This window comes from Micromonospora coerulea (genome assembly GCF_016598485.1).
Taxonomy (GTDB): domain Bacteria; phylum Actinomycetota; class Actinomycetes; order Mycobacteriales; family Micromonosporaceae; genus Micromonospora; species Micromonospora coerulea.
The window spans coordinates 1-17,292 of the sequence record NZ_JAEMUW010000051.1 but is presented as its reverse complement, the minus strand read 5'-3'; the positions used below and the strand labels follow the sequence as shown (position 1 = coordinate 17,292).

The following is a 17,292-nucleotide window of genomic DNA, read 5'->3' as shown; positions in this document are numbered from 1 at the left end:
TCCTAGCTGACCTGCGCGGACCGGGCGCGCCAGTCCTCCAGTCGGGTGTCGGCGTGGCGGGCGCCGTCGGCCGGCACCAGGGAGCGTTCCGCCAGCACGGCGCCGAAGTACGGCGCCGCCGGGTCGCTCACCACCTCGCGGGTGTCGTGGAGTTCGGCCAGGGTGGCCCGACCCAGCTCGTCGAGGCGGAACGGCTCCGGGCCGCTGACCTCGACGACGGAGGTTGTCGGCGGGCCCACCGCGACCTCGGCCACGGCTGCCGCCACGTCGTCGGCGGCGATCGGCTGGATCAGCACCGGGGCGAGGTGCACGGTGTCGCCCACCGTCGCGCTGTCGATGATGCCCTGCACGAACTCGAAGAACTGCGTCGCCCGCACGATCGACCAGGGGGTCCCGGACGCCCTGATGAGCTTCTCCTGGGCGACCTTCGCCCGCATGTACCCGCTGTCCGGGATCCGGTCGGCGCCGACGATCGAGAGCGCCAGGTGGTGGCGTACGCCGGCCGCGGCCTCGGTGCTGAGGAGGTTGCGGGTGGACGTCTCGAAGAATTCCAGCACGTCGGCGTCGGCGAACGAGGGGGAGTTCGACACGTCGACGACGACGTCGGCACCGTCGAGCGCCTCGGGCAGGCCCTCCCCGGTCAGCGTGTTCACGCCGGTCTTGGGGGAGGCGGCCACCGTGTCGTGACCCTGCCTGCCGAGGATGGTCACGACCTTCGAGCCGATGAGTCCGCTGCCGCCGATGACGACGATCTTCATTTTCGGATCACTCCCTGTCTGCCTGCGGGGTGCTGGACGCCGCGTTGTCATCCCCTACGACCGGTCAGGAAGCCGATCCGTGACAACGAGGCTAGGGCAGTCCAGGGCCCGGGGCAGGCGAGCCTGACGGCGGTCCACGTTCGGGTGAACCGGCCGTGACGCCGAGTACCACGAGTACCGGCACATAGCATCGGGGGGAGCCGACCTGGACCGGACGGTCATCGGGTGACCGCGCCCGCCGGAAGGTGTCCGCGGGGCACGACGCCGGCGTGCGGACGTCCGCCAGTGCCGCCCCGCCGCGTTCGTTTCGACGATCAGGAGAGCAACGGCATGGGCTACATCACCACGGAGGACGGCACCGACATCTACTACAAGGACTGGGGCGAAGGCCCCGTCGTCACGTTCTCCCACGGCTGGCCGCTGAACGCGGACGCCTGGGACGGGCAACTGCTCTTCCTCGTCCAGAACGGCTTTCGCGTGGTCGCGCACGACCGCCGGGGTCACGGCCGGTCCAGCCAGGCCCGCAGCCGTAACGACATGGACGGGTACGCCGACGACCTGGCCGCTGTGATCGAGGCCCTCGACCTGCGGGACGCCACCCTCGTCGGTCACTCGACGGGCGGCGGCGAGGTGGCCCGCTACATCGGCCGGCACGGTACGGGGCGGGTCGCCAAGGCCGTCCTCATCTCGGCGGTCCCGCCGATCATGGTGCAGTCCCCGGACAACCCGGAGGGGCTGCCGATCAGCGTCTTCGACGAGCTGCGTGCCAACCTGTTCAGGGACCGGTCGCAGTTCTACCAGGACCTGGCGCAGATGTTCTACGGCGCGAACCGGCCGGGTGCGAAGGTGTCCAAGGGCATCCTCGACCAGTTCTGGCTGTGGAGCATGCAGGCCGGCCTCTGGAACGCGTACGAGAGCATCAAGGCCTTCTCCGAGACGGACTTCCGCGCCGACCTGGCGAAGTTCGACATCCCGACGCTGGTGCTGCACGGCGAGGACGACCAGATCGTCCCGGTGAAGGATTCGGCGAGGAAGACCGCCAAGCTCATCGCGAACGCGCAGGACATCTACTACCCGGGTGCGCCGCACGGCATCACGTCCACCATGCAGGATCAGGTCAACAAGGATCTGCTGGCGTTCCTGCGAGGCTGATCAGCCCGATGCCACCGGCGCCGGCGGCCCGGGATCGTCGGGCGACGCCGTTCGAGATCTTCTTCGACCTCGTCTTCGTCTTCGCGCTCACCCGGATCATGGCGTTGATCGGGCAGCCGCCGACCCCGGTTGCCATGGCGCAGGGGTTGCTCCTGCTGGTATTGCTCTGGATCGCCTGGGCGTCGTACGTCTGGTTGGGCAACCAGACGCCGGTGGACGTCGGTGTGGTCCGGGCGGGGGTGCTGGTCGGCATGGCGGCGCTGTTCGTCGCCGCGCTGGTCATGCCCCGGGCCTGGTCGCCCGAGCCGGGCCTGGACGGGCCGCTGCTCCTCGCGCTGGCCTATGTGCTGCTGCGCGTGGTGCATCTGGCGCTGTACCACCGGGCGGCGGCGAGTGTGCCCGGACTGCGGGAGCGGATCCGGTTCTTCGCCGCGGTCAGCGCCCTGGGCTGGGTGCTGCTGTTGCTCGGCGCGGTGCTGGGCGGGGTGGCCCATGCCGCGCTGTGGGTGGCGGCGTTCCTGATCGAGATCGGCGGCCAGCGCCTCTCGTACGGGTGGCGCGGTGCCTGGCCGCTGCTGAGCCCGAACTACTTCATCGAACGCCACGGACTGGTGGTGATCATCTCGCTCGGCGAGTCGCTGATCGCCGCCGGTGTCGGGGCCGGCCCCGCGGTGACCGCGCTGCCGGTCCTCGGGGTCGCCCTGCTCGGCCTCACCGTGAGCGTCTGCCTGTGGTGGCTGTACTTCGACGCGGCCGCGCCCGCCGCCGCCCGCGCCCTCCACGCGGCGAACGAAGACCGGCGCGACCGGATCGCCGCCGACGCCTACAGCGAGGGCCACGTGCTGCTGATCGTCGGCGTGATCTACCTGGCGGTCGGCGTCGAGCAGGTGCTCGCGCACGTCGCCGAGGCGTACGTCGGCGGGCACCACGCGGCCGGGTCGTCGCTGGGCTGGCCGGCCGCCGTCGCGCTGTACGGCGGCGCCGCGCTCTACCTGGCCGGGCGGCTGCTCTTCCTGGGGTTCTCCACCGGCGCCGTGCCACCGGTGCAGGTGGCCTTCGCCGCTCTGGCGCTGCTCCTGACGCCGCTCGGCCGGGCGTTGCCCGGCGCGGCAGCGCTCGGTGTGCTCGCCGCGCTGCTGGTGGCCGCCGCCGGCCACGAGCGGCTGGCCCGCGGCCGGTGGGCACCGCGGCCGGTCGGGGTCAGACCCGCTGGGCCCCGATGACGGAGAGCAGTTGCAGCTTCTCGTGGCTCTGCGAACCGGGCGCGGCGGTGAAGACCAGCAGCGTCTGTGACTCGTCCGGGTCCACCAGCGTCTGGCAGTGCAGCTCCAGGGCGCCCACCTCCGGGTGCCGGAAGCGTTTCGGGGGGCAGTACGCGCTCTGGACGGGGTGCTCCCGCCACAGCTCGGCGAACTCGCCGCTGGCGGCCAGCAGGGCGTCGACGATCGCCGCGGCCCGGGAGCCTCGGCCGTCGCGGGTGTAGGCGGCATGCAGGTGCGCGGCGAGGAGCCGGCTGTGGGTGGGGTGGTCCTCCTGCGGGTGCAGCAGCCGCGCCGCCCGGTCGGTGAACCAGCGGTAGTGCAGGCTGCGGTCCAGCCCGGTGTGCCGGGTGTCGTCGCCGAGCAGGGCGACCGCGGGCGCGGTCTGTGCCAGCGTCTCGCCCAGGTGGTTCACCACCAGGGCCGGGGTGTCCTGAAGCCGGTCGAGGATCCGCAGCATCCCCGGGTTGACGTGGTCGGCCCGGGCGGCACGGTGCGGTACCGCGTAGCCGGCGAGCTGGAACAGGTGGTCCCGCTCGGCCAGGGTGAGGCGCAGGCCACGGGCCAGCGCGGCCAGCAGTTGCTCGGAAGGGTGCGGGCCGCGCTGCTGCTCCAGCCGGCTGTAGTAGTCGGTCGACATGTCGCTGAGCGCCGCCACCTCCTCGCGGCGCAGCCCTCCGGTGCGCCGACGACGACCCCGGGGCAGCCCGACGTCCTCCGGCTGCAACGCCTCGCGCCGGGTACGCAGGAAGCCGGCGAGTCGAGCGCGGTCCATGGTCCTCCTCCTTGCGCCGGTCGTGGCGGGCGGCTGCCGGCGGACGTGGCGTCCGCCCCCCGACACAACAGGCGGCCGGGAACCGGTGTTCCGCCGGCCCGTCCACGGTCGCTCGGCGGGCGGGGGAGATCCAGGGTCAACCGGTCCGTGGTTCCGTGGGCCCAGAGCGGCCGGGCGCGGGCGCCACGCCGAGCGGCTGTGGGACGAGGCGCCGGAGCTGCCGGGCTGAACCGGCGGCGCCGGGTGGCGGGAGGCGTGGCAGCGGCGCGAGCTCGCCGCGCACCCGGCGGCTCAGCGGGCGGCCAGGACCTCCTCGGCGTACGCCCAGAGCCGGTCGGCGGAGGCCGGGTCGATGGAGTGCGCGGCCACCCCGGTGGTCGGTTCCGGGCCGCCCCGGACCACCTCCGCCTCCTGGTTGTCCTCGAAGTAGCAGCCGGTGACGCCCTCGACCAGCGGCGACGCGGCCAGCAGCACGGAGGTCGCGGCGCCCTGGGCGGGGCTCTTGAAGTAGTCCGGCACCGTCCGGTTGCCCGCCTCGTCCATCGTCACCCCGAACGCGCGCAGCGTGTCGTCGTCGAGGTGACGCTGCAGGTTGGTCATGATGTAGCCCGGGTTGGCCGCGTTGGCGGTGATCCCGTCCGCGGCCCAGTGCCGGGCGATGCCGACGACGAGCAGGACGTCGGCGGTCTTGGACTGGAAGTACGCCGCCCACGGCTCGTACGGCTGGCGCTCGAACTGCGGGTCGTCGAAGTCGACGGCCCGGCGCAGTTGTGCCCCCGAGCTCACCACCACCACCCGGGCCGAGCCGGCGGCGCGGAGGTTGTCGCGCAGGCCGCGGGCGAGGGCGAAATGGCCCAGGTAGTTGGTGGCGAGCTGCATCTCCCAGCCCTCGGGGGTGAGCTGCCGGGTCGGCACCGCCATCACGCCGGCGTTGGCGACCAGGGCATGCAGCGGGCCTTCCCAGGCCGCGACGAAGGCGTCGACCGACGACAGGTCGGCCAGGTCGAGGGCGGCCGACCGGACGCTCCCCGCGCCGGGCCCGGCGAACTCCTCGACCAGAGCGGCGGCCCGGCCGGGATCGCGGGTGGCGACGGTGACCTCCGCGCCGGCGCCCGCCAGGGCGCGTACGGTCTCCGCGCCGATGCCGGAGGCGCCGCCGGTGACGATCATCCGGCGTCCGGTGAGGTCGACGCCGTCGAGGATCTCGGCGGCGGTGGTCCGGGCGGTGAACGGCGTGGTCAGACGTGCGGTGGCTGTCATGATGGCAACGCTATCGACGGGTCCTGGACCACCCATGGTTCAGCGTCCAGCGCTCTTTCGCGTGCGTCCAGACAAGCGTGCGTCCAGACAAGGAGGTGCGGGTGGACCCGCTGGAGGACGTGCTGGCCCTGCTCGACGCGACGAGTCAGGTGTCGGCGGGGATGGTGGCCGGTGGCCGCTGGGCCGTCCGGTTTCCGCCACCGGCCGGGGCCAAGTTCAACGCCGTCCGGCGTGGTTCCTGCTGGCTGCGGGTGGACGGGCTGCCGGACCCGGTCCACCTCGCCGAGGGCGACTGCTTCCTGCTGACCCGGCCGCTGGCCTTCACCCTCGCCAGCAACCCCGAGGGGCCGGTCGAGCCGGCCTACCCGATCTTCGCCGCGGCCGGCGACGGTGTGGCCCGGGCCGGCGACGGCGACGACGTCTTCCTCATCGGCGGCGCGTTCACCTTCACCGAGCGGGCCTGCGCCCTCCTGCTGGACAGCCTGCCGCCGGTCATCCACGTGCCGGCCGCGACGCCGGAGGCCGCCACCGTGCGGTGGGCCCTCGGCGAGCTCGACGCCGAACTGCGGGGCCGGCCACTGGGGGCCACCCTCGTCGCCGAGCGCCTCGCCATCGTCATGCTGGTCCGGATGCTGCGCCTGCACCTGGCCCGCGACCCCGGACCCGCGGCCGGCTGGCTGGCCGGCCTGGCCGACCCGACGGTCGCCGCCGCGCTGCGGGAGATGCACGCCCGGCCGGCACACCCATGGACGGTGGTGGAGCTGGCCCGGGTCGTCGCCGTCTCCCGGTCGTCCCTGGCGGCCCGGTTCAAGGACGTCGTCGGCAAGGGCCCGCTGGAATATCTCACCGAATGGCGGATCGAGCTCGCCGCCGACCGGCTCCGCCGGGGCGACGACACCGTCGCCACCATCGCCCGCGCCGTCGGGTACAGCTCGGAGAGCGCGCTCAGCGTCGCGTTCAAACGGACCACCGGCCACTCGCCGCGCGCCTACCGCAGTCAGCTCACCCGGGCCGGGTGAGCTGACCGCGCTACCGGTCACCAGGTTCGGCCGTTTACGACCGACGGTGGACGGCCGCCCCGGCGGGAGGGTTCGGCACGGGGCGGCGCCGCCCTCACCGCTGGATCGACTTGGTCTCCAGGAACTCCTCCAGGCCGAACCGGCCGAACTCGCGGCCGTTGCCCGACTGCTTGTAGCCGCCGAACGGGGCCAGCGGGTTCCAGTGCCCGCCGTTGATGTCGACCTGGCCCACCCGCAGCCGCGCCGCCACCGCGAGCGCGTGCTCTGGCTCGCCGAAGACGCCGCTGGTCAGCCCGTACTCGGTGCCGTTGGCGATCGCGACGGCCTCCTCCTCGTCGGCGTAGGGGATGATCGTCAGGACCGGACCGAAGATCTCCTCCTGGGCGAGCGCGGAGCGCGGGTCGACGTCGGCGAAGATCGTCGGCCGGACGTAGGCGCCGGTCGCCAGGCCCTCGGGGCGGCCGGGGCCGCCGAAGACCAACCGCGTTCCCTCGGCGACTCCGCGCGCGATGTACCCGTCGACCTTCTGCCGGTGCGCCTCGGACGCCATCGGACCGAGCACGGTCGTCTCGGTGTTCGGGTCGCCGACGGTGAAGCGCTGCGCCGCCTCGATGGCGAGCGCGACGACCTCCTCCTGGCGCGCGGCGGGCACCAGCATGCGCGGCCACGCGCCGCAGACCTGGCCGCCGTTGGCGAACGCCATCATGACCCCGGTGGCGACCGCCTGCGGCAGGTCGGCGTCGTCGAGGATGATGTTCGCCCCCTTGCCGCCCAGTTCCAGCGCGACCCGCTTGACCGTCCCGGCGGCCACCGCGGAGATCCGCCGGCCGGCCCGGGTGGAGCCGGTGAAGGAGATCATGTCGACGTCCGGGTGAGCGGAGAGCGCCTCGCCGACGACCGGGCCGGTGCCGTACACCACGTTGAACACACCGGCCGGCAGGGCCGCCGCGTCGGTGACCTCGGCGAGGATCCGGGCGGTCAGCGGAGCGTTCTCGGACGGCTTGAACACCATCGTGTTCCCGGCGAGCAACGCGGGGGCCAGCTTGGACACGATCTGTTGCAGCGGGAAGTTCCACGGGGTGATCGCGGCCACCACGCCGATCGGCTCGCGCACGATCAACGAGTTGCCGATCTCCTCGGTCCAGGAGAAGTCGTCGGCGAGGCCCGCGACGGACTCGAGCACCGCCATCGGGAAGGCGAACTGGGCGGTTCGGGACATGGCGATCGGAGAGCCCATCTCGGCGGTGATCGCCGAGGCGATCTCCTCCTGGCGGGCGGCGAGGCCCGCGGCGATGCGGCGCAGGGTGGCCGCCCGCTCCGCCGGACTGGTCGCGGCCCACCCGGGGAAGGCGGCCCGGGCGGCGGCGACGGCCCGGTCGACGTCGGCCGAGGTGCCGGCCGGCACCTCGGCCACGAGGTCGCCGGTCGCCGGGTTCAGCACGGGCAGGGTGCCGGCCGAGCCGGCGACGATCCCGCCGCCGATCCAGTGGCCGGTGACGGTGAATGCGGAAGAAGTCATGCCCCGACGCTCGCACCGGCGCCGGACCCCAACCAGGGGCGGCTTGTCCGGGGCCGGGCGGTCCCTGGTTGGGGTCAACCGCCGGCGGCTGCGGCGATGCGGGCCGGGGCGACCGCGCGGGAATACCGGGCAATCGGATCGCCTGGTGGTGGCCGCCGGGCCCGGCGGCCACCACCGGACGAACTGCTGCCGCTACGCCGCCGCCGCGGCCGGCACCCAGAGGTCGTCGATCGCCCGCTCGGCCGCCGTGAGGCTCTCCTCGGCCAGCGGGATCAGCCCGGCCATGGCCGGGTTCACCGGGGCGAGGGTCAGCTCGGCGGTGATGAAGCGCGGCTGCAGGCCGGTCATCGCCAGGCCGTGCGGGAGCCAGGGCTCGGCGTGGTCCCAGCCGGCGCGCGGGGTGCCCTCGCCGTAGCCGCCGCCCCGGGTGGCCAGCACGATGAGCTCCCGCCCGTCCAGCAGACCGGTCTGGCTCTCGGGGTGGTACGACAGCCCGGGTGCGATGAGGTGGTCGACCCAGGCCTTGACGCTGCTGGGCGCGGCGAAGTTGTAGAGCGGGAGCCCGAGCAGGACGGTGTCGGCCCGCTTCACCTCGTCGACCAGTTGCTCGGTCAACGCCCAGGACGCCCGCTGCGCCGGGGTGTGCTGCTGGGCGGGCACCATCCGGGCCAGGCCGCTGGCCTCGTCGAGGTGGGGCAGTGGGTCGCGGCCCAGGTCCCGGTAGGTGACCGTGCCGCTGGGGTGGGCGGCCCGCCAGGCGTCGGCGGCCCGGGCGGTGAGCCGGCGACTCACCGAGCGCTCCCCCTGGATGCTGGAGTCGATGTGCAAGAGGTGCGGCATTGGATTGCCCTTCCATGAATCGTTTGTGATGCGCGAACCATTTGTACCACGCAGACTCCTGGGTCGGTCGGTAGACTTGGTCACATGTCCGCCGCGCCGCTCGACCAGTCAGCGCACCGCCTGGCGCCGCTGCTCGACCATCTCGCCCGGCGGATGCGAATGCGGGCCGAGACCGTGCTGGCGCCGTTGGGCCTGCGGCCGCGTCACCTGGTCGCGCTGACCGTGCTGCGCGCGCAGGGGGGCAGCAGTCAGCAGGCGCTCGCCGGCACCCTTGCCATGGACGGCACGAACATCGTCGGGCTGCTCAATGAGCTGGAGGGGGAGGGGCTGATCGAGCGGCGGCGCTCACCGGAGGACCGCCGGCGCCACGTCGTCGAACTCACCGAGGCCGGCGCCCGCCGGCTCGGCGAGGCGGAATGCGCCCTCGCGGCGGTGGAGGGGGAGGTCCTCGGCGCGCTCGACACCGGGCAGCGGCAAACCCTCTACGATCTGCTCCAGCGCGCCACGGGCGCGGCCACCGCCACCTGCACCGAGGCACTGCCGGAGCAACCGTCCGAGGCGACCGGCGACAGCCCGGCCTGCTGAGGCCGGGGCGGCCGCCACGGGACTCTGGGTCCGCCGACGAACCCGACTTCCCCGGCCGGCGGTCGTGGCCGTCAGCCGCGGTCGATGCCGCGGAGCCGGCCGACGAGCTCGCAAACGGCGGCGGCGAACCGTTCGTCGGACTCGCACGGCCAGTGCCCCTGCAGAGGTGGGGGGACGCTGTCGCTCGGCGGCGTCACCACGTTCACCGGGTCCCGTAGCCGGCGGTCCACCCGGGCACTGGGGTCGTCCCCCGGTGGCGGGTCGCCGGGTCGGTGGGGCGCGAACATCCAGCCGCCGATCGGGTCGGTGTCCCGCCACAGGTTCAGCCACCGCCAGTCGAGCCGGGCGCCCACCTCGTGCAGCACGTCCCGGCCCAGGTAGGCCGGGAAGAGCCGGGCGTACAGGCGGTCCAGGGGGGACCCGTAGGTGAGCAGCGCCACCCGGCGGCGTACCGGGGGCGGCAGTTGCAGCACGGCGGCGGCGAGCAGGACCGAGCCGTGGCTGTGGCCGGTGAGCAGGACGGCGTCGTGCTGGCTCGCCAGGTAGCAGATCCGCTTGGCCAGCTCGGGTACGGCCCGCTCGGCGTAGCAGGGCGGCGCGAAGGGGTGGGCCGCCCGGGGCCAGAAGGTGCCCAGATCCCACACCACGCCCACGTACCGGCGGAACTCCGCCGTGCGGTAGGCGAAAAGGCCGCCCACCACCAGTCCGACGATGATCCCGGCGATGAGGTAGCTGCCGACGGTCAGCCCGAAGTTCACGAATCCGCCCGGCACGGCGAGGAACCGCTCCACGAACGGGCCGGGCTGGAGCTCGAACACCCCCAGCACGCTCGTGGCCAGGCCGAACGCGGCGAGGCAGGCGTAGACCGTGGCCAGCGGCCCGAGCCGCTCGGTGAACCGGGCCCGGGCGATGGTCCTCGCCACCCGGTCCAGCCGGCCGGCCGCCTCCGGCGGGGCGTCCGGGAAGTCCCGGGCGACGATGGCCGCCGCGGCGCGCCGCCGGCCCGGCCGGGTGAGCAGGGTGACCGCGCCGCCCGCGGCCACCGCGACGATCGAGGTCAGGAAGAACGTGAAGATCGCCCACTTGTATGCCAGCGGCGGCGGCACCAGGTCACCGGCGCTCCCCGTGATCGCCCGCCGGTTGAGGAAGTACGCCGTCCGGTAGACCAGCTCGGCGGAGAGGGCGCCGGCCAGGCCCACCCCGGCGGCTGCGATGACCGGCGCGCCGAGGCCGCGCAGCAGCACCGGTCGGGGGTCCCGGCCCCGACGCCGCCAGAGCGCCAGCACGGCCAGCGCGAGGAGCAACCCCATCTGGGCGACGAACGCCCAGGCGACGATCCGCATGTACCCGGGCAGTCCGGTGGAGGTCGCCCAGGGGGTGCCGTCCAGCGCGACGACGCCGAGGGTCGGCGCGGTCAGGGCGCACGCGACGACGCGCGCGGTGGCGGCGAGCCGATCCGTCGGGCTGGTCGACGCCCGTTCCAGCGACGCGGGGGCACAGAGCAGCGCCATGCAGGCCACGAGCACCGCGCCGGCGACCGTGGCCAGGGCGATCACGACGGGCGCTGGTCCGCCGGCGCCCCGCGCGGCGAGGAGGGTGAAGTTCAGCGCCGCGAACGCCGCGGCGACGTGGATCGCCCGCAACCGGCCCACCATCGGCATGGCGTCCCACTGGCCGACGGCGCTGAGCCGGTCGCCCTCCGGGCCGCCCCCCGGCACCCGGAAGGCCTCGTACGAGCGGCCGGGCCGGACGCTGAGTAGCCAGAGCAGCCCCAGGGCGGCGACCGGTAGCACGGTCAGTACCACCAGGCGGAGTCCGACCGGGCGGTCGCCCAGCCAGGACAGCCAGGTACGCCCCGCCAGGCAGCGCGACGAGCCCATGCACTTCCAGGCGATGAGGTCGAGGGCGACGCCGGCGGCGGAGAGCACGTACACCAGGGTGAGGTTGAGCGCGATGAGGCGGCACAGCACCTTGACTCCCGAGCCGGATCCCCGCCCCGACGGGCGCATCCAGATCGCCACGTTGCTGAGCATGAACGGCAGCAGGAAGACGAGGGAGAGCGTCCGCGCGGCCGTGCCCGACGGCAGGTCGCTCCACCGGTACGCCTCAAGCACCACGCCGCCCGGTCCCGTGCTGTCCGGGTAGCCCGGCCGGGGTCGGTAGAAGCCGCCGCTGCGGTCGCCGGCCACCTGGTGGACATGCGGCCGGTCGAGCACCTGCCCGGCCCCGGCGCCCGAGACGCCGTGCACCCGCAGCTCGATGACCTTGCCCGGGACGTCCTCGCGTCCGGGCGGCGGTGACTCCTTCGACATCGGCCCGCGACCCCCGCTGCCGGGCCAGCAGCTCGTGACGGGTCGCGGACCGACGACGAGCTGCGCCGCACACCCGGCTGGCCGGGCTGACTACCCGCCCGACGACCGGCCAACCCCGGTCCCGCTCGGGGCGTTTCCGGTCGGCTCAGGCGACCGTGGTCACAGTACTGGCATTCCGAGACGACCGGTCATAGTGTTACTGCTCAGCGCGGGCCGGCCGGCCCGCGGAGCGGCCGGAAGGAGTGGTCAACCGATGGGACGACCCAGATCGCCGGCCTCCGCCGGGACCCGGCAGCGGCTCTCCGAGGCGGCGCTGGAACTGTTCCACGCGCGGGGCTACAACGGCACCAGCGTCCAGGACATCGTCTCGGCGGCCGGCGCCCCGAAGGGCACCTTCTACAACCACTTCGCCAGCAAGGAGGCGCTGGCCCTCGACTCGGTCGCGCGGTACGCGGCCGCGATGCCGCTGGACCTGCTCGATGAGAAGCACGGCGGCTCCCCGCTGGAACGCATCACCGCCCACCTGCGGTACCTCGTCGGGCTCACCGACACCAGCGAGGACCGCGGTTGCCTGCTCGGTAACCTCGCCACCGAGATCCCCGCGCACAGCGGAGCGCTCCGGGACGCCGTGGACGCCGGGTTCGCCCGCTGGGTCGACGCGTTGGCCGCGGCCATCACGCAGGCCCGGGCGGCGGGGGAACTGCACGGCAACGAGCCGGCGGGGGCGCTCGCCGGGTTCATCATCAGCAGCTACGAGGGCGCCGTGGCGCGGGCGAAGGCCGCCGGCAGCCGGCAGCCCGTCGAGGAGTTCCTCGCTCTCACCGTGGCGCGGATCCTCACCTGAGCCGCCGGCCCTCCGGACGCGTCGACCCTCGTCGGCGGCGCCCCCCTTTTTGTCTCCCTTCCGAGACGACCGGTCATACGCCCCGACCGGCGTGCTTCCATCGAACGTGAGGATCATGATGACCACCTACCGTGCCTTCGAGGTGACCGGTGCGGGGCAGTTCGCCCTGGTTGAGCGCGAGTTGACCGATCCGACGCCCGGCCAGGTGCGGCTGCGGGTACAGGCCTGCGGGGTCTGTCACACCGACACCCTCGCCGTCAACGGACTGCTCCGCGACCCGTCGACGCCGATCGTGCCCGGCCACGAGATCGTCGGCGTCATCGACGCGGTCGGCGCCGGCGTGACCGCGTGGCGCCCCGGCGACCGGGTCGGCGTCGGCTTTCTCAACGGCCACTGCGGCGAGTGCGACTCCTGCCGCCGCGGCGACTTCGTGAACTGCGCCGCCCAGCCGCTGACCGGCACTACCGTGGACGGTGGATACACCGAGGTCGCGTACGCCCGAGCCAGCGGCCTCGTGCGGATCCCGGACCGCCTCGCCGCGACCGACGCCGCTCCGCTGCTCTGCGCCGGACTGACCATGTACCAGGCGCTCCAGGGGCTCGACGCCCGTCCCGGCACCCTGGTGGCCGTCCAGGGCATCGGCGGGCTCGGCCACCTCGGCGTGCAGTACGCCCGCGAGCTGGGCTACCGCGTCGTCGCCATCGCGCGCGGCACGGAGAAGGCGCGACTCGCGACGGAGCTGGGCGCCGAGACCTACCTCGACAGCACCACCGAGGACGTCGGCGCCGCCCTGCAGAAACTCGGCGGCGCGGCGGCGATCGTCGCCACCGCGGCGAGCGGCGCGTCGATGTCCGCGCTGGTCCCGGGGCTGGCACCGCGCGGCCGGCTGGTCGTGGTCGGCGCCGGCTTCGACCCGATCTCGGTGCAGCCCGCCGACCTGATCTTCGGCACCCGGGCCATCGCCGGGAGCCTGACCGGCAGCTCCATCGAGAACGAGGACAACCTCCACTTCAGCGTGCGACGGGGGGTGCGGTCGAGGAATGAGGTCCGCCCGTTCGCCGAGGCGCCCGAGGCGTACGCCCACATGCTCACCGGCCAGGCCCGCTTCCGCGTCGTGCTCGACGTGGCCGCCTGAATCCGACATCCGGCACGAGGAACAGGAGCACCATCATGAACGACCTGTTGGCGAAGGTCATCGCCGTGCACGGCGGCATGGACCGCTGGAACGAGCTGACCTCGGTCAGCGCCCGGGTGCTCGGTGGCGGTGGCCTGTGGGCGCTCAAGGGACAGGAGGGCGTGCTGAACGACGTGGTCACCCGCGCCGAACTGCACCGGCAGTCCGCCCGCACCACCCCGTTCGGCGCGCCCGGACTGCGCAGCTCCGTCACCCCGGACCGCGCCGCCATCGAGACCGAGGCGGGCGAAGTGGTCGAGGAGCGCACCCGCCCCCGGGACGCCTTCGCCGGCCACGAGGTCGGCACGCCCTGGGACCGGCTGCATCTGGCCTACTTCAACGGGTACGCCATGTGGAACTACCTGACCGAGCCGTTCCTGCTGGCCGGGCCCGGGTTCCGGATCGAGGAGCTGGCGCCGCACCACGAGTACGGTGAGGTGTGGCGGCCGCTGCGGGTGGTCTTCCCAGACGGGGTGGCGACGCACAGCCGGGAGCAGACCTACTACGTCGACGAGGCCGGACACATCCGGCGGCACGACTACGTCACCGAGGTGTTCGGCCCGCGCGCGCCCGTGGCCGCGAACTACAGCTTCGACGCCCGGATGGTCGACGGCATCCTGGTCCCGACCCGCCGCCTGGTCTACCTGACCGACGACAACGGCAACCCGGTCAAGGACACGGTGATCGTCTCGATCGAGCTGCAGGACATCCGGTTCGAGTAGGGCCCGACAGATCGAGAGGTCCCGGCTCGGTGGTGCTGACCACCGCGGTCGTCCGTCCGGCCACTCCGGGCGGACGACCGCGGCGCGGCGGTCGGCAGCGGCCGGACGCTGTTAGGGTTGGCGGCGAGTGATCGGAACAGGGAGACCAGACATGGCGGGCGACGACGACATCTCCGGGTGACACCGGACAGGCCCTCGGCAGGCGCGCGCACGCGCAGCCGTCGTGGCGCCATGCCGTCGTTCCACGAGCCCTGTTCCCCGCCGGGCCGCCCTGCCGCGCGCGCCCGCATCACCACGAGGACGCCACATGTCCGACGCGTACATCGTCTGCTCGAACCTCTCCTTCTCCTGGCCCGACGACACGCCCGTCCTCACGGACCTCTCCTTCTCCGTCGGCGCGGGCCGCACCGGCCTGGTCGCGCCCAACGGCGCCGGCAAGAGCACGCTGCTCAAGCTGATCGCGGGCGAGCGCCGCCCCACCGGCGGCACCGTGACCGTCGAGGGGATGCTCGGCTACCTGCCGCAGGACCTGCCGCTCGAGGGCGGCCGGACCGTCGCCGAGGTGCTGGGGATCGCGGCCAAGCTGGCGGCGCTGCACGCCATCGAGTCGGGGGACGCGGGCGAGGAGCACTTCACCACCCTCGGCGACGACTGGAACGTCGAGGAGCGCAGCCGCGCCGAGCTGGACCGGCTCGGTCTCGGCGACGTGCCGCTCGACCGTCGGCTGCACACCCTCAGCGGTGGCCAGGTGGTCTCCCTCGGTCTGGCCGCGCAGTTGCTGAAGCGGCCCGACGTGCTGCTGCTCGACGAGCCGACCAACAATCTCGACCTCGACGCCCGCCGCCGGCTCTACGCCGTGCTCGAGGAGTGGACCGGCTGCCTGCTGCTGGTCAGCCACGACCGGGCGCTGCTCGACCGAATGGACCGCATCCTCGAACTCGACCGGGGCGAGGTCCGCTCGTACGGCGGGAACTTCACCGCGTACGAGGAAGCCGTGCGCGCCGCGCAGGACGCCGCGGAGCGCAACGTCCGTAACGCGGCGCAGGAGGTCAAACGGGAGAAGCGGGAGCTGCAGCAGGCCCGCGAGCGGGCCGAGCGCCGGGCCGGCAACGCCGCGCGAAATCTGAAGAGCGCCGGCCTACCGAAGATCTTCGCCGGGACGATGAAGCGGGGCGCGCAGGAGTCGGCGGGGAAGTCGAACGAGACCCACGCCGCGCGGGTCAGCGAGGCCCGGGTTCGGCTCGACGAGGCGGGCCGCGCCCTGCGCGACGAGCAGAAGATGGCGCTGGAACTGCCCGGCACCGCCGTTCCGGCGGGCCGGACGGTGTTCCTCGGCGAGCGGATGCAGGTCCACTACGGCGACCGGGCGCTGTTCGCCGGCGACGGTGCCGACCTGGTGATCCGGGGACCGGAGCGGATCGCGTTGACCGGCCCGAACGGCGTCGGCAAGTCGAGCCTGTTGCGCCTGGTCCACGGCGACCTGACCGCGGAGGGCGGTCGGGTCCAGCGGGCCGACGGCCGGGTCGCGTACCTGTCGCAGCGGCTGGACCTGCTGGATCCGGACCGGACGGTGGCGGAGAACCTGGCCGCGTTCGCGCCCGGGCTGCCCGAGGCGCAGCGGATGAACCTGCTGGCCCGGTTCCTGTTCCGCGGGTCCCGCATGCACCTGCCGGTGGGGGCGTTGTCCGGGGGCGAGCGGCTGAGGGCCACGCTGGCCTGCGTCCTGTGCGCGGAACCGGCGCCCCAGTTGCTGCTGCTCGACGAGCCGACCAACAACCTGGACCTGGTCAGCGTCGGCCAGTTGGAGAGCGCGCTCGGGGCGTACCAGGGCGCGTTCGTGGTGGTCAGCCACGACGAACGGTTCCTCGCGGAGATCGGGGTGCGGCGCTGGCTGCGGCTCGACGAGGGCGGGCTGCGGGAGACCGGGGCGCCCGAGGGAGACTAGTGTCCTGAGTCGTTAATTCGCCGGCAGTAGGTGGCGAGGCTGTTGAGGATGTCGTCGGCGGTTCTGGTCCACACGAAGGGCTTCGGGTCGGCGTTCCAGGCGTCGATCCAGGCGCGGACGTCGGCTTCGAGTTCGGCGAGGCTGCGGTGGCTTGACCTGCGGAGTTTCCGGTTGGTCAGCTCGGCGAACCAGCGTTCGACGAGGTTGAGCCAGGACGCCGAGGTCGGCGTGAAGTGCAGGTGGAAGCGGGGATGCGCGGCCAGCCACCGCTGCACCGCTGGGGTCTTGTGGGTGGCGTAGTTGTCCAGGACCAGGTGGAGGTCCAACTCGGCGGGAGTGTTCGCGTCGATGGTCTTCAGGAACTTGAGGAATTCCTGGTGGCGGTGCTTGCGGTGGACCTGCCCGATGACCGCGCCGGTGGCGACGTCGAACGCGGCGAACAGGCTGGCTACGCCGTGGCGGACGTAGTCGTGGGTCTGCCGGGCCGGGACGGTGGGCATCATCGGCAGCATTGGCCGGGTTCGTTCGAGTGCCTGCATCTGCGATTTCTCGTCCACGCACAGCACCATCGCCTTGACCGGCGGATCGAGATACAGACCCACCACATCGCGGACCTTCTCCACGAACAACGGGTCAGCCGACAACTTCCACGTGTCCACCAGATGCGGCTTGAGGCCGAACGCCCGCCAGATCCGCGACACCGCCGTCTGCGACAGGCCGGTGGCCTTGGCCATCGACCGCGTCGACCAGTGACTGTCCTCGTTGGCCGGCTGCTGCTCCAACGTCTTGACGATCACTTCCTCGACCCGGTCGTCAGTGACCCGGCGAGGCGCCCCAGGTCGCGGCTCATCGACCAGGCCCTCCAGCCGGCGCGCCAGGAACCGGCTACGCCATTTGCCCACCATGTCCCGCGAGACACCCAACCGCTGCGCGACGTGCGTGTTGACCAGGCCATCGGCGCACAGCAGCACAATCTTCGACCGCAACGCCAACGCCTGCGACGACTTACCCCGCCGCGCCCACCGGGTCAGACACGCACGCTCGTCATCAGTCAGCTCCACCACACCACGCGGACGACCAGCCACCCTGACAGCCTACTATCTGCCGGCGAATTAACGACTCAGGACA

The 17,292-nt window shown here is 73.0% G+C and carries 15 protein-coding genes; 8 read left to right on the top strand and 7 right to left on the bottom strand.

Annotated features, from left to right (window positions below):
* Window positions 1-2 precede the first annotated feature (2 nt).
* Window positions 3-758: an SDR family oxidoreductase gene (locus tag I8N68_RS31265; RefSeq protein WP_200216720.1), complete on the bottom strand. Its 756-nt coding sequence runs from the start codon at window positions 756-758 to the stop codon at window positions 3-5.
* Window positions 759-1,088: 330 nt separating this feature from the next.
* On the opposite strand from I8N68_RS31265, the gene I8N68_RS31260 reads away from it, so the two are divergent.
* Window positions 1,089-1,910: an alpha/beta fold hydrolase gene (locus I8N68_RS31260; protein WP_200216719.1), complete on the top strand. Its 822-nt coding sequence runs from the start codon at window positions 1,089-1,091 to the stop codon at window positions 1,908-1,910.
* A gap of 8 nt (window positions 1,911-1,918) precedes the next feature.
* The gene (locus I8N68_RS31255) at window positions 1,919-3,133 is read left to right on the top strand and encodes a low temperature requirement protein A (protein WP_200216718.1); all 1,215 of its coding nucleotides are present in this window, start codon (window positions 1,919-1,921) and stop codon (window positions 3,131-3,133) included.
* On the opposite strand, the gene I8N68_RS31250 is transcribed toward I8N68_RS31255, so the two are convergent.
* Window positions 3,111-3,944, bottom strand: a complete 834-nt coding sequence (locus I8N68_RS31250; protein WP_200216717.1) for a helix-turn-helix transcriptional regulator — start codon at window positions 3,942-3,944, stop codon at window positions 3,111-3,113. The genes I8N68_RS31255 and I8N68_RS31250 overlap by 23 nt on opposite strands.
* A gap of 291 nt (window positions 3,945-4,235) precedes the next feature.
* Entirely contained in the window at window positions 4,236-5,204 is a 969-nt protein-coding gene (locus tag I8N68_RS31245) for an SDR family NAD(P)-dependent oxidoreductase (RefSeq protein WP_200216716.1), read from the bottom strand.
* Window positions 5,205-5,305: 101 nt separating this feature from the next.
* On the opposite strand from I8N68_RS31245, the gene I8N68_RS31240 reads away from it, so the two are divergent.
* On the top strand, window positions 5,306-6,223 hold the full coding sequence (locus tag I8N68_RS31240; RefSeq protein ID WP_200216715.1) for an AraC family transcriptional regulator: 918 nt from the start codon (window positions 5,306-5,308) through the stop codon (window positions 6,221-6,223).
* A 94-nt stretch (window positions 6,224-6,317) separates the two neighbouring features.
* Here the strand turns inward: I8N68_RS31240 and I8N68_RS31235 are convergent, their stop codons facing one another.
* Both I8N68_RS31235 and I8N68_RS31230 read right to left on the bottom strand, forming a co-directional pair.
* A complete protein-coding gene (locus tag I8N68_RS31235; protein ID WP_200216714.1) occupies window positions 6,318-7,742 on the bottom strand; it encodes an aldehyde dehydrogenase family protein in 1,425 nt (474 codons plus the stop codon).
* 192 nt (window positions 7,743-7,934) lie between these two features.
* Window positions 7,935-8,582, bottom strand: a complete 648-nt coding sequence (locus tag I8N68_RS31230; RefSeq protein ID WP_200216713.1) for an FMN-dependent NADH-azoreductase — start codon at window positions 8,580-8,582, stop codon at window positions 7,935-7,937.
* An 84-nt stretch (window positions 8,583-8,666) separates the two neighbouring features.
* Between I8N68_RS31230 and I8N68_RS31225 the strand changes: the two genes are divergently transcribed.
* Complete coding sequence (locus I8N68_RS31225; protein ID WP_200216712.1) at window positions 8,667-9,167, top strand: MarR family winged helix-turn-helix transcriptional regulator; 501 nt, start codon at window positions 8,667-8,669, stop codon at window positions 9,165-9,167.
* Window positions 9,168-9,238: 71 nt separating this feature from the next.
* Here I8N68_RS31225 and I8N68_RS31220 read toward each other — a convergent pair whose 3' ends face one another.
* On the bottom strand, window positions 9,239-11,479 hold the full coding sequence (locus tag I8N68_RS31220; RefSeq protein WP_200216711.1) for a hypothetical protein: 2,241 nt from the start codon (window positions 11,477-11,479) through the stop codon (window positions 9,239-9,241).
* A gap of 253 nt (window positions 11,480-11,732) precedes the next feature.
* Between I8N68_RS31220 and I8N68_RS31215 the strand changes: the two genes are divergently transcribed.
* The 4 genes from I8N68_RS31215 to abc-f all read left to right on the top strand — a co-directional run bounded on the left by I8N68_RS31215 (window position 11,733) and on the right by abc-f (window position 16,164).
* Window positions 11,733-12,323, top strand: coding sequence for a TetR/AcrR family transcriptional regulator (locus I8N68_RS31215; RefSeq protein WP_200216710.1), 591 nt, complete (start codon window positions 11,733-11,735; stop codon window positions 12,321-12,323).
* A 115-nt stretch (window positions 12,324-12,438) separates the two neighbouring features.
* Window positions 12,439-13,458 carry an alcohol dehydrogenase catalytic domain-containing protein gene (locus I8N68_RS31210; protein WP_200216709.1) on the top strand — a complete coding sequence of 340 codons (1,020 nt, stop codon included), beginning with the start codon at window positions 12,439-12,441 and terminating at the stop codon, window positions 13,456-13,458.
* A gap of 35 nt (window positions 13,459-13,493) precedes the next feature.
* Window positions 13,494-14,219, top strand: a complete 726-nt coding sequence (locus I8N68_RS31205) for a hypothetical protein (RefSeq protein ID WP_200216708.1) — start codon at window positions 13,494-13,496, stop codon at window positions 14,217-14,219.
* Between the two features lie 307 nt (window positions 14,220-14,526).
* A complete protein-coding gene (gene abc-f, locus I8N68_RS31200; protein WP_200216707.1) occupies window positions 14,527-16,164 on the top strand; it encodes a ribosomal protection-like ABC-F family protein in 1,638 nt (545 codons plus the stop codon).
* Here the strand turns inward: abc-f and I8N68_RS31195 are convergent.
* Window positions 16,161-17,249, bottom strand: a complete 1,089-nt coding sequence (locus tag I8N68_RS31195) for an IS630 family transposase (protein WP_200216706.1) — start codon at window positions 17,247-17,249, stop codon at window positions 16,161-16,163. The two genes, abc-f and I8N68_RS31195, sit on opposite strands and share 4 nt — an antisense overlap.
* Between the last annotated feature and the right edge of the window lie 43 nt (window positions 17,250-17,292).

Bases quoted from the DNA above. Each gene is read 5' to 3' on its own strand.
- I8N68_RS31265 (WP_200216720.1), bottom strand. From the start codon at position 758: ATGAAGATCGTCGTCATCGGCGGCAGCGGACTCATCGGCTCGAAGGTC.
- I8N68_RS31255 (WP_200216718.1), top strand. From the start codon at position 1,919: ATGCCACCGGCGCCGGCGGCCCGGGATCGTCGGGCGACGCCGTTCGAG.
- I8N68_RS31215 (WP_200216710.1), top strand. From the start codon at position 11,733: ATGGGACGACCCAGATCGCCGGCCTCCGCCGGGACCCGGCAGCGGCTC.
- I8N68_RS31230 (WP_200216713.1), bottom strand. From the start codon at position 8,582: ATGCCGCACCTCTTGCACATCGACTCCAGCATCCAGGGGGAGCGCTCG.
- abc-f (WP_200216707.1), top strand. From the start codon at position 14,527: ATGTCCGACGCGTACATCGTCTGCTCGAACCTCTCCTTCTCCTGGCCC.
- I8N68_RS31210 (WP_200216709.1), top strand. From the start codon at position 12,439: ATGATGACCACCTACCGTGCCTTCGAGGTGACCGGTGCGGGGCAGTTC.
- I8N68_RS31225 (WP_200216712.1), top strand. From the start codon at position 8,667: ATGTCCGCCGCGCCGCTCGACCAGTCAGCGCACCGCCTGGCGCCGCTG.
- I8N68_RS31245 (WP_200216716.1), bottom strand. From the start codon at position 5,204: ATGACAGCCACCGCACGTCTGACCACGCCGTTCACCGCCCGGACCACC.
- I8N68_RS31260 (WP_200216719.1), top strand. From the start codon at position 1,089: ATGGGCTACATCACCACGGAGGACGGCACCGACATCTACTACAAGGAC.
- I8N68_RS31220 (WP_200216711.1), bottom strand. From the start codon at position 11,479: ATGTCGAAGGAGTCACCGCCGCCCGGACGCGAGGACGTCCCGGGCAAG.
- I8N68_RS31235 (WP_200216714.1), bottom strand. From the start codon at position 7,742: ATGACTTCTTCCGCATTCACCGTCACCGGCCACTGGATCGGCGGCGGG.
- I8N68_RS31250 (WP_200216717.1), bottom strand. From the start codon at position 3,944: ATGGACCGCGCTCGACTCGCCGGCTTCCTGCGTACCCGGCGCGAGGCG.
- I8N68_RS31205 (WP_200216708.1), top strand. From the start codon at position 13,494: ATGAACGACCTGTTGGCGAAGGTCATCGCCGTGCACGGCGGCATGGAC.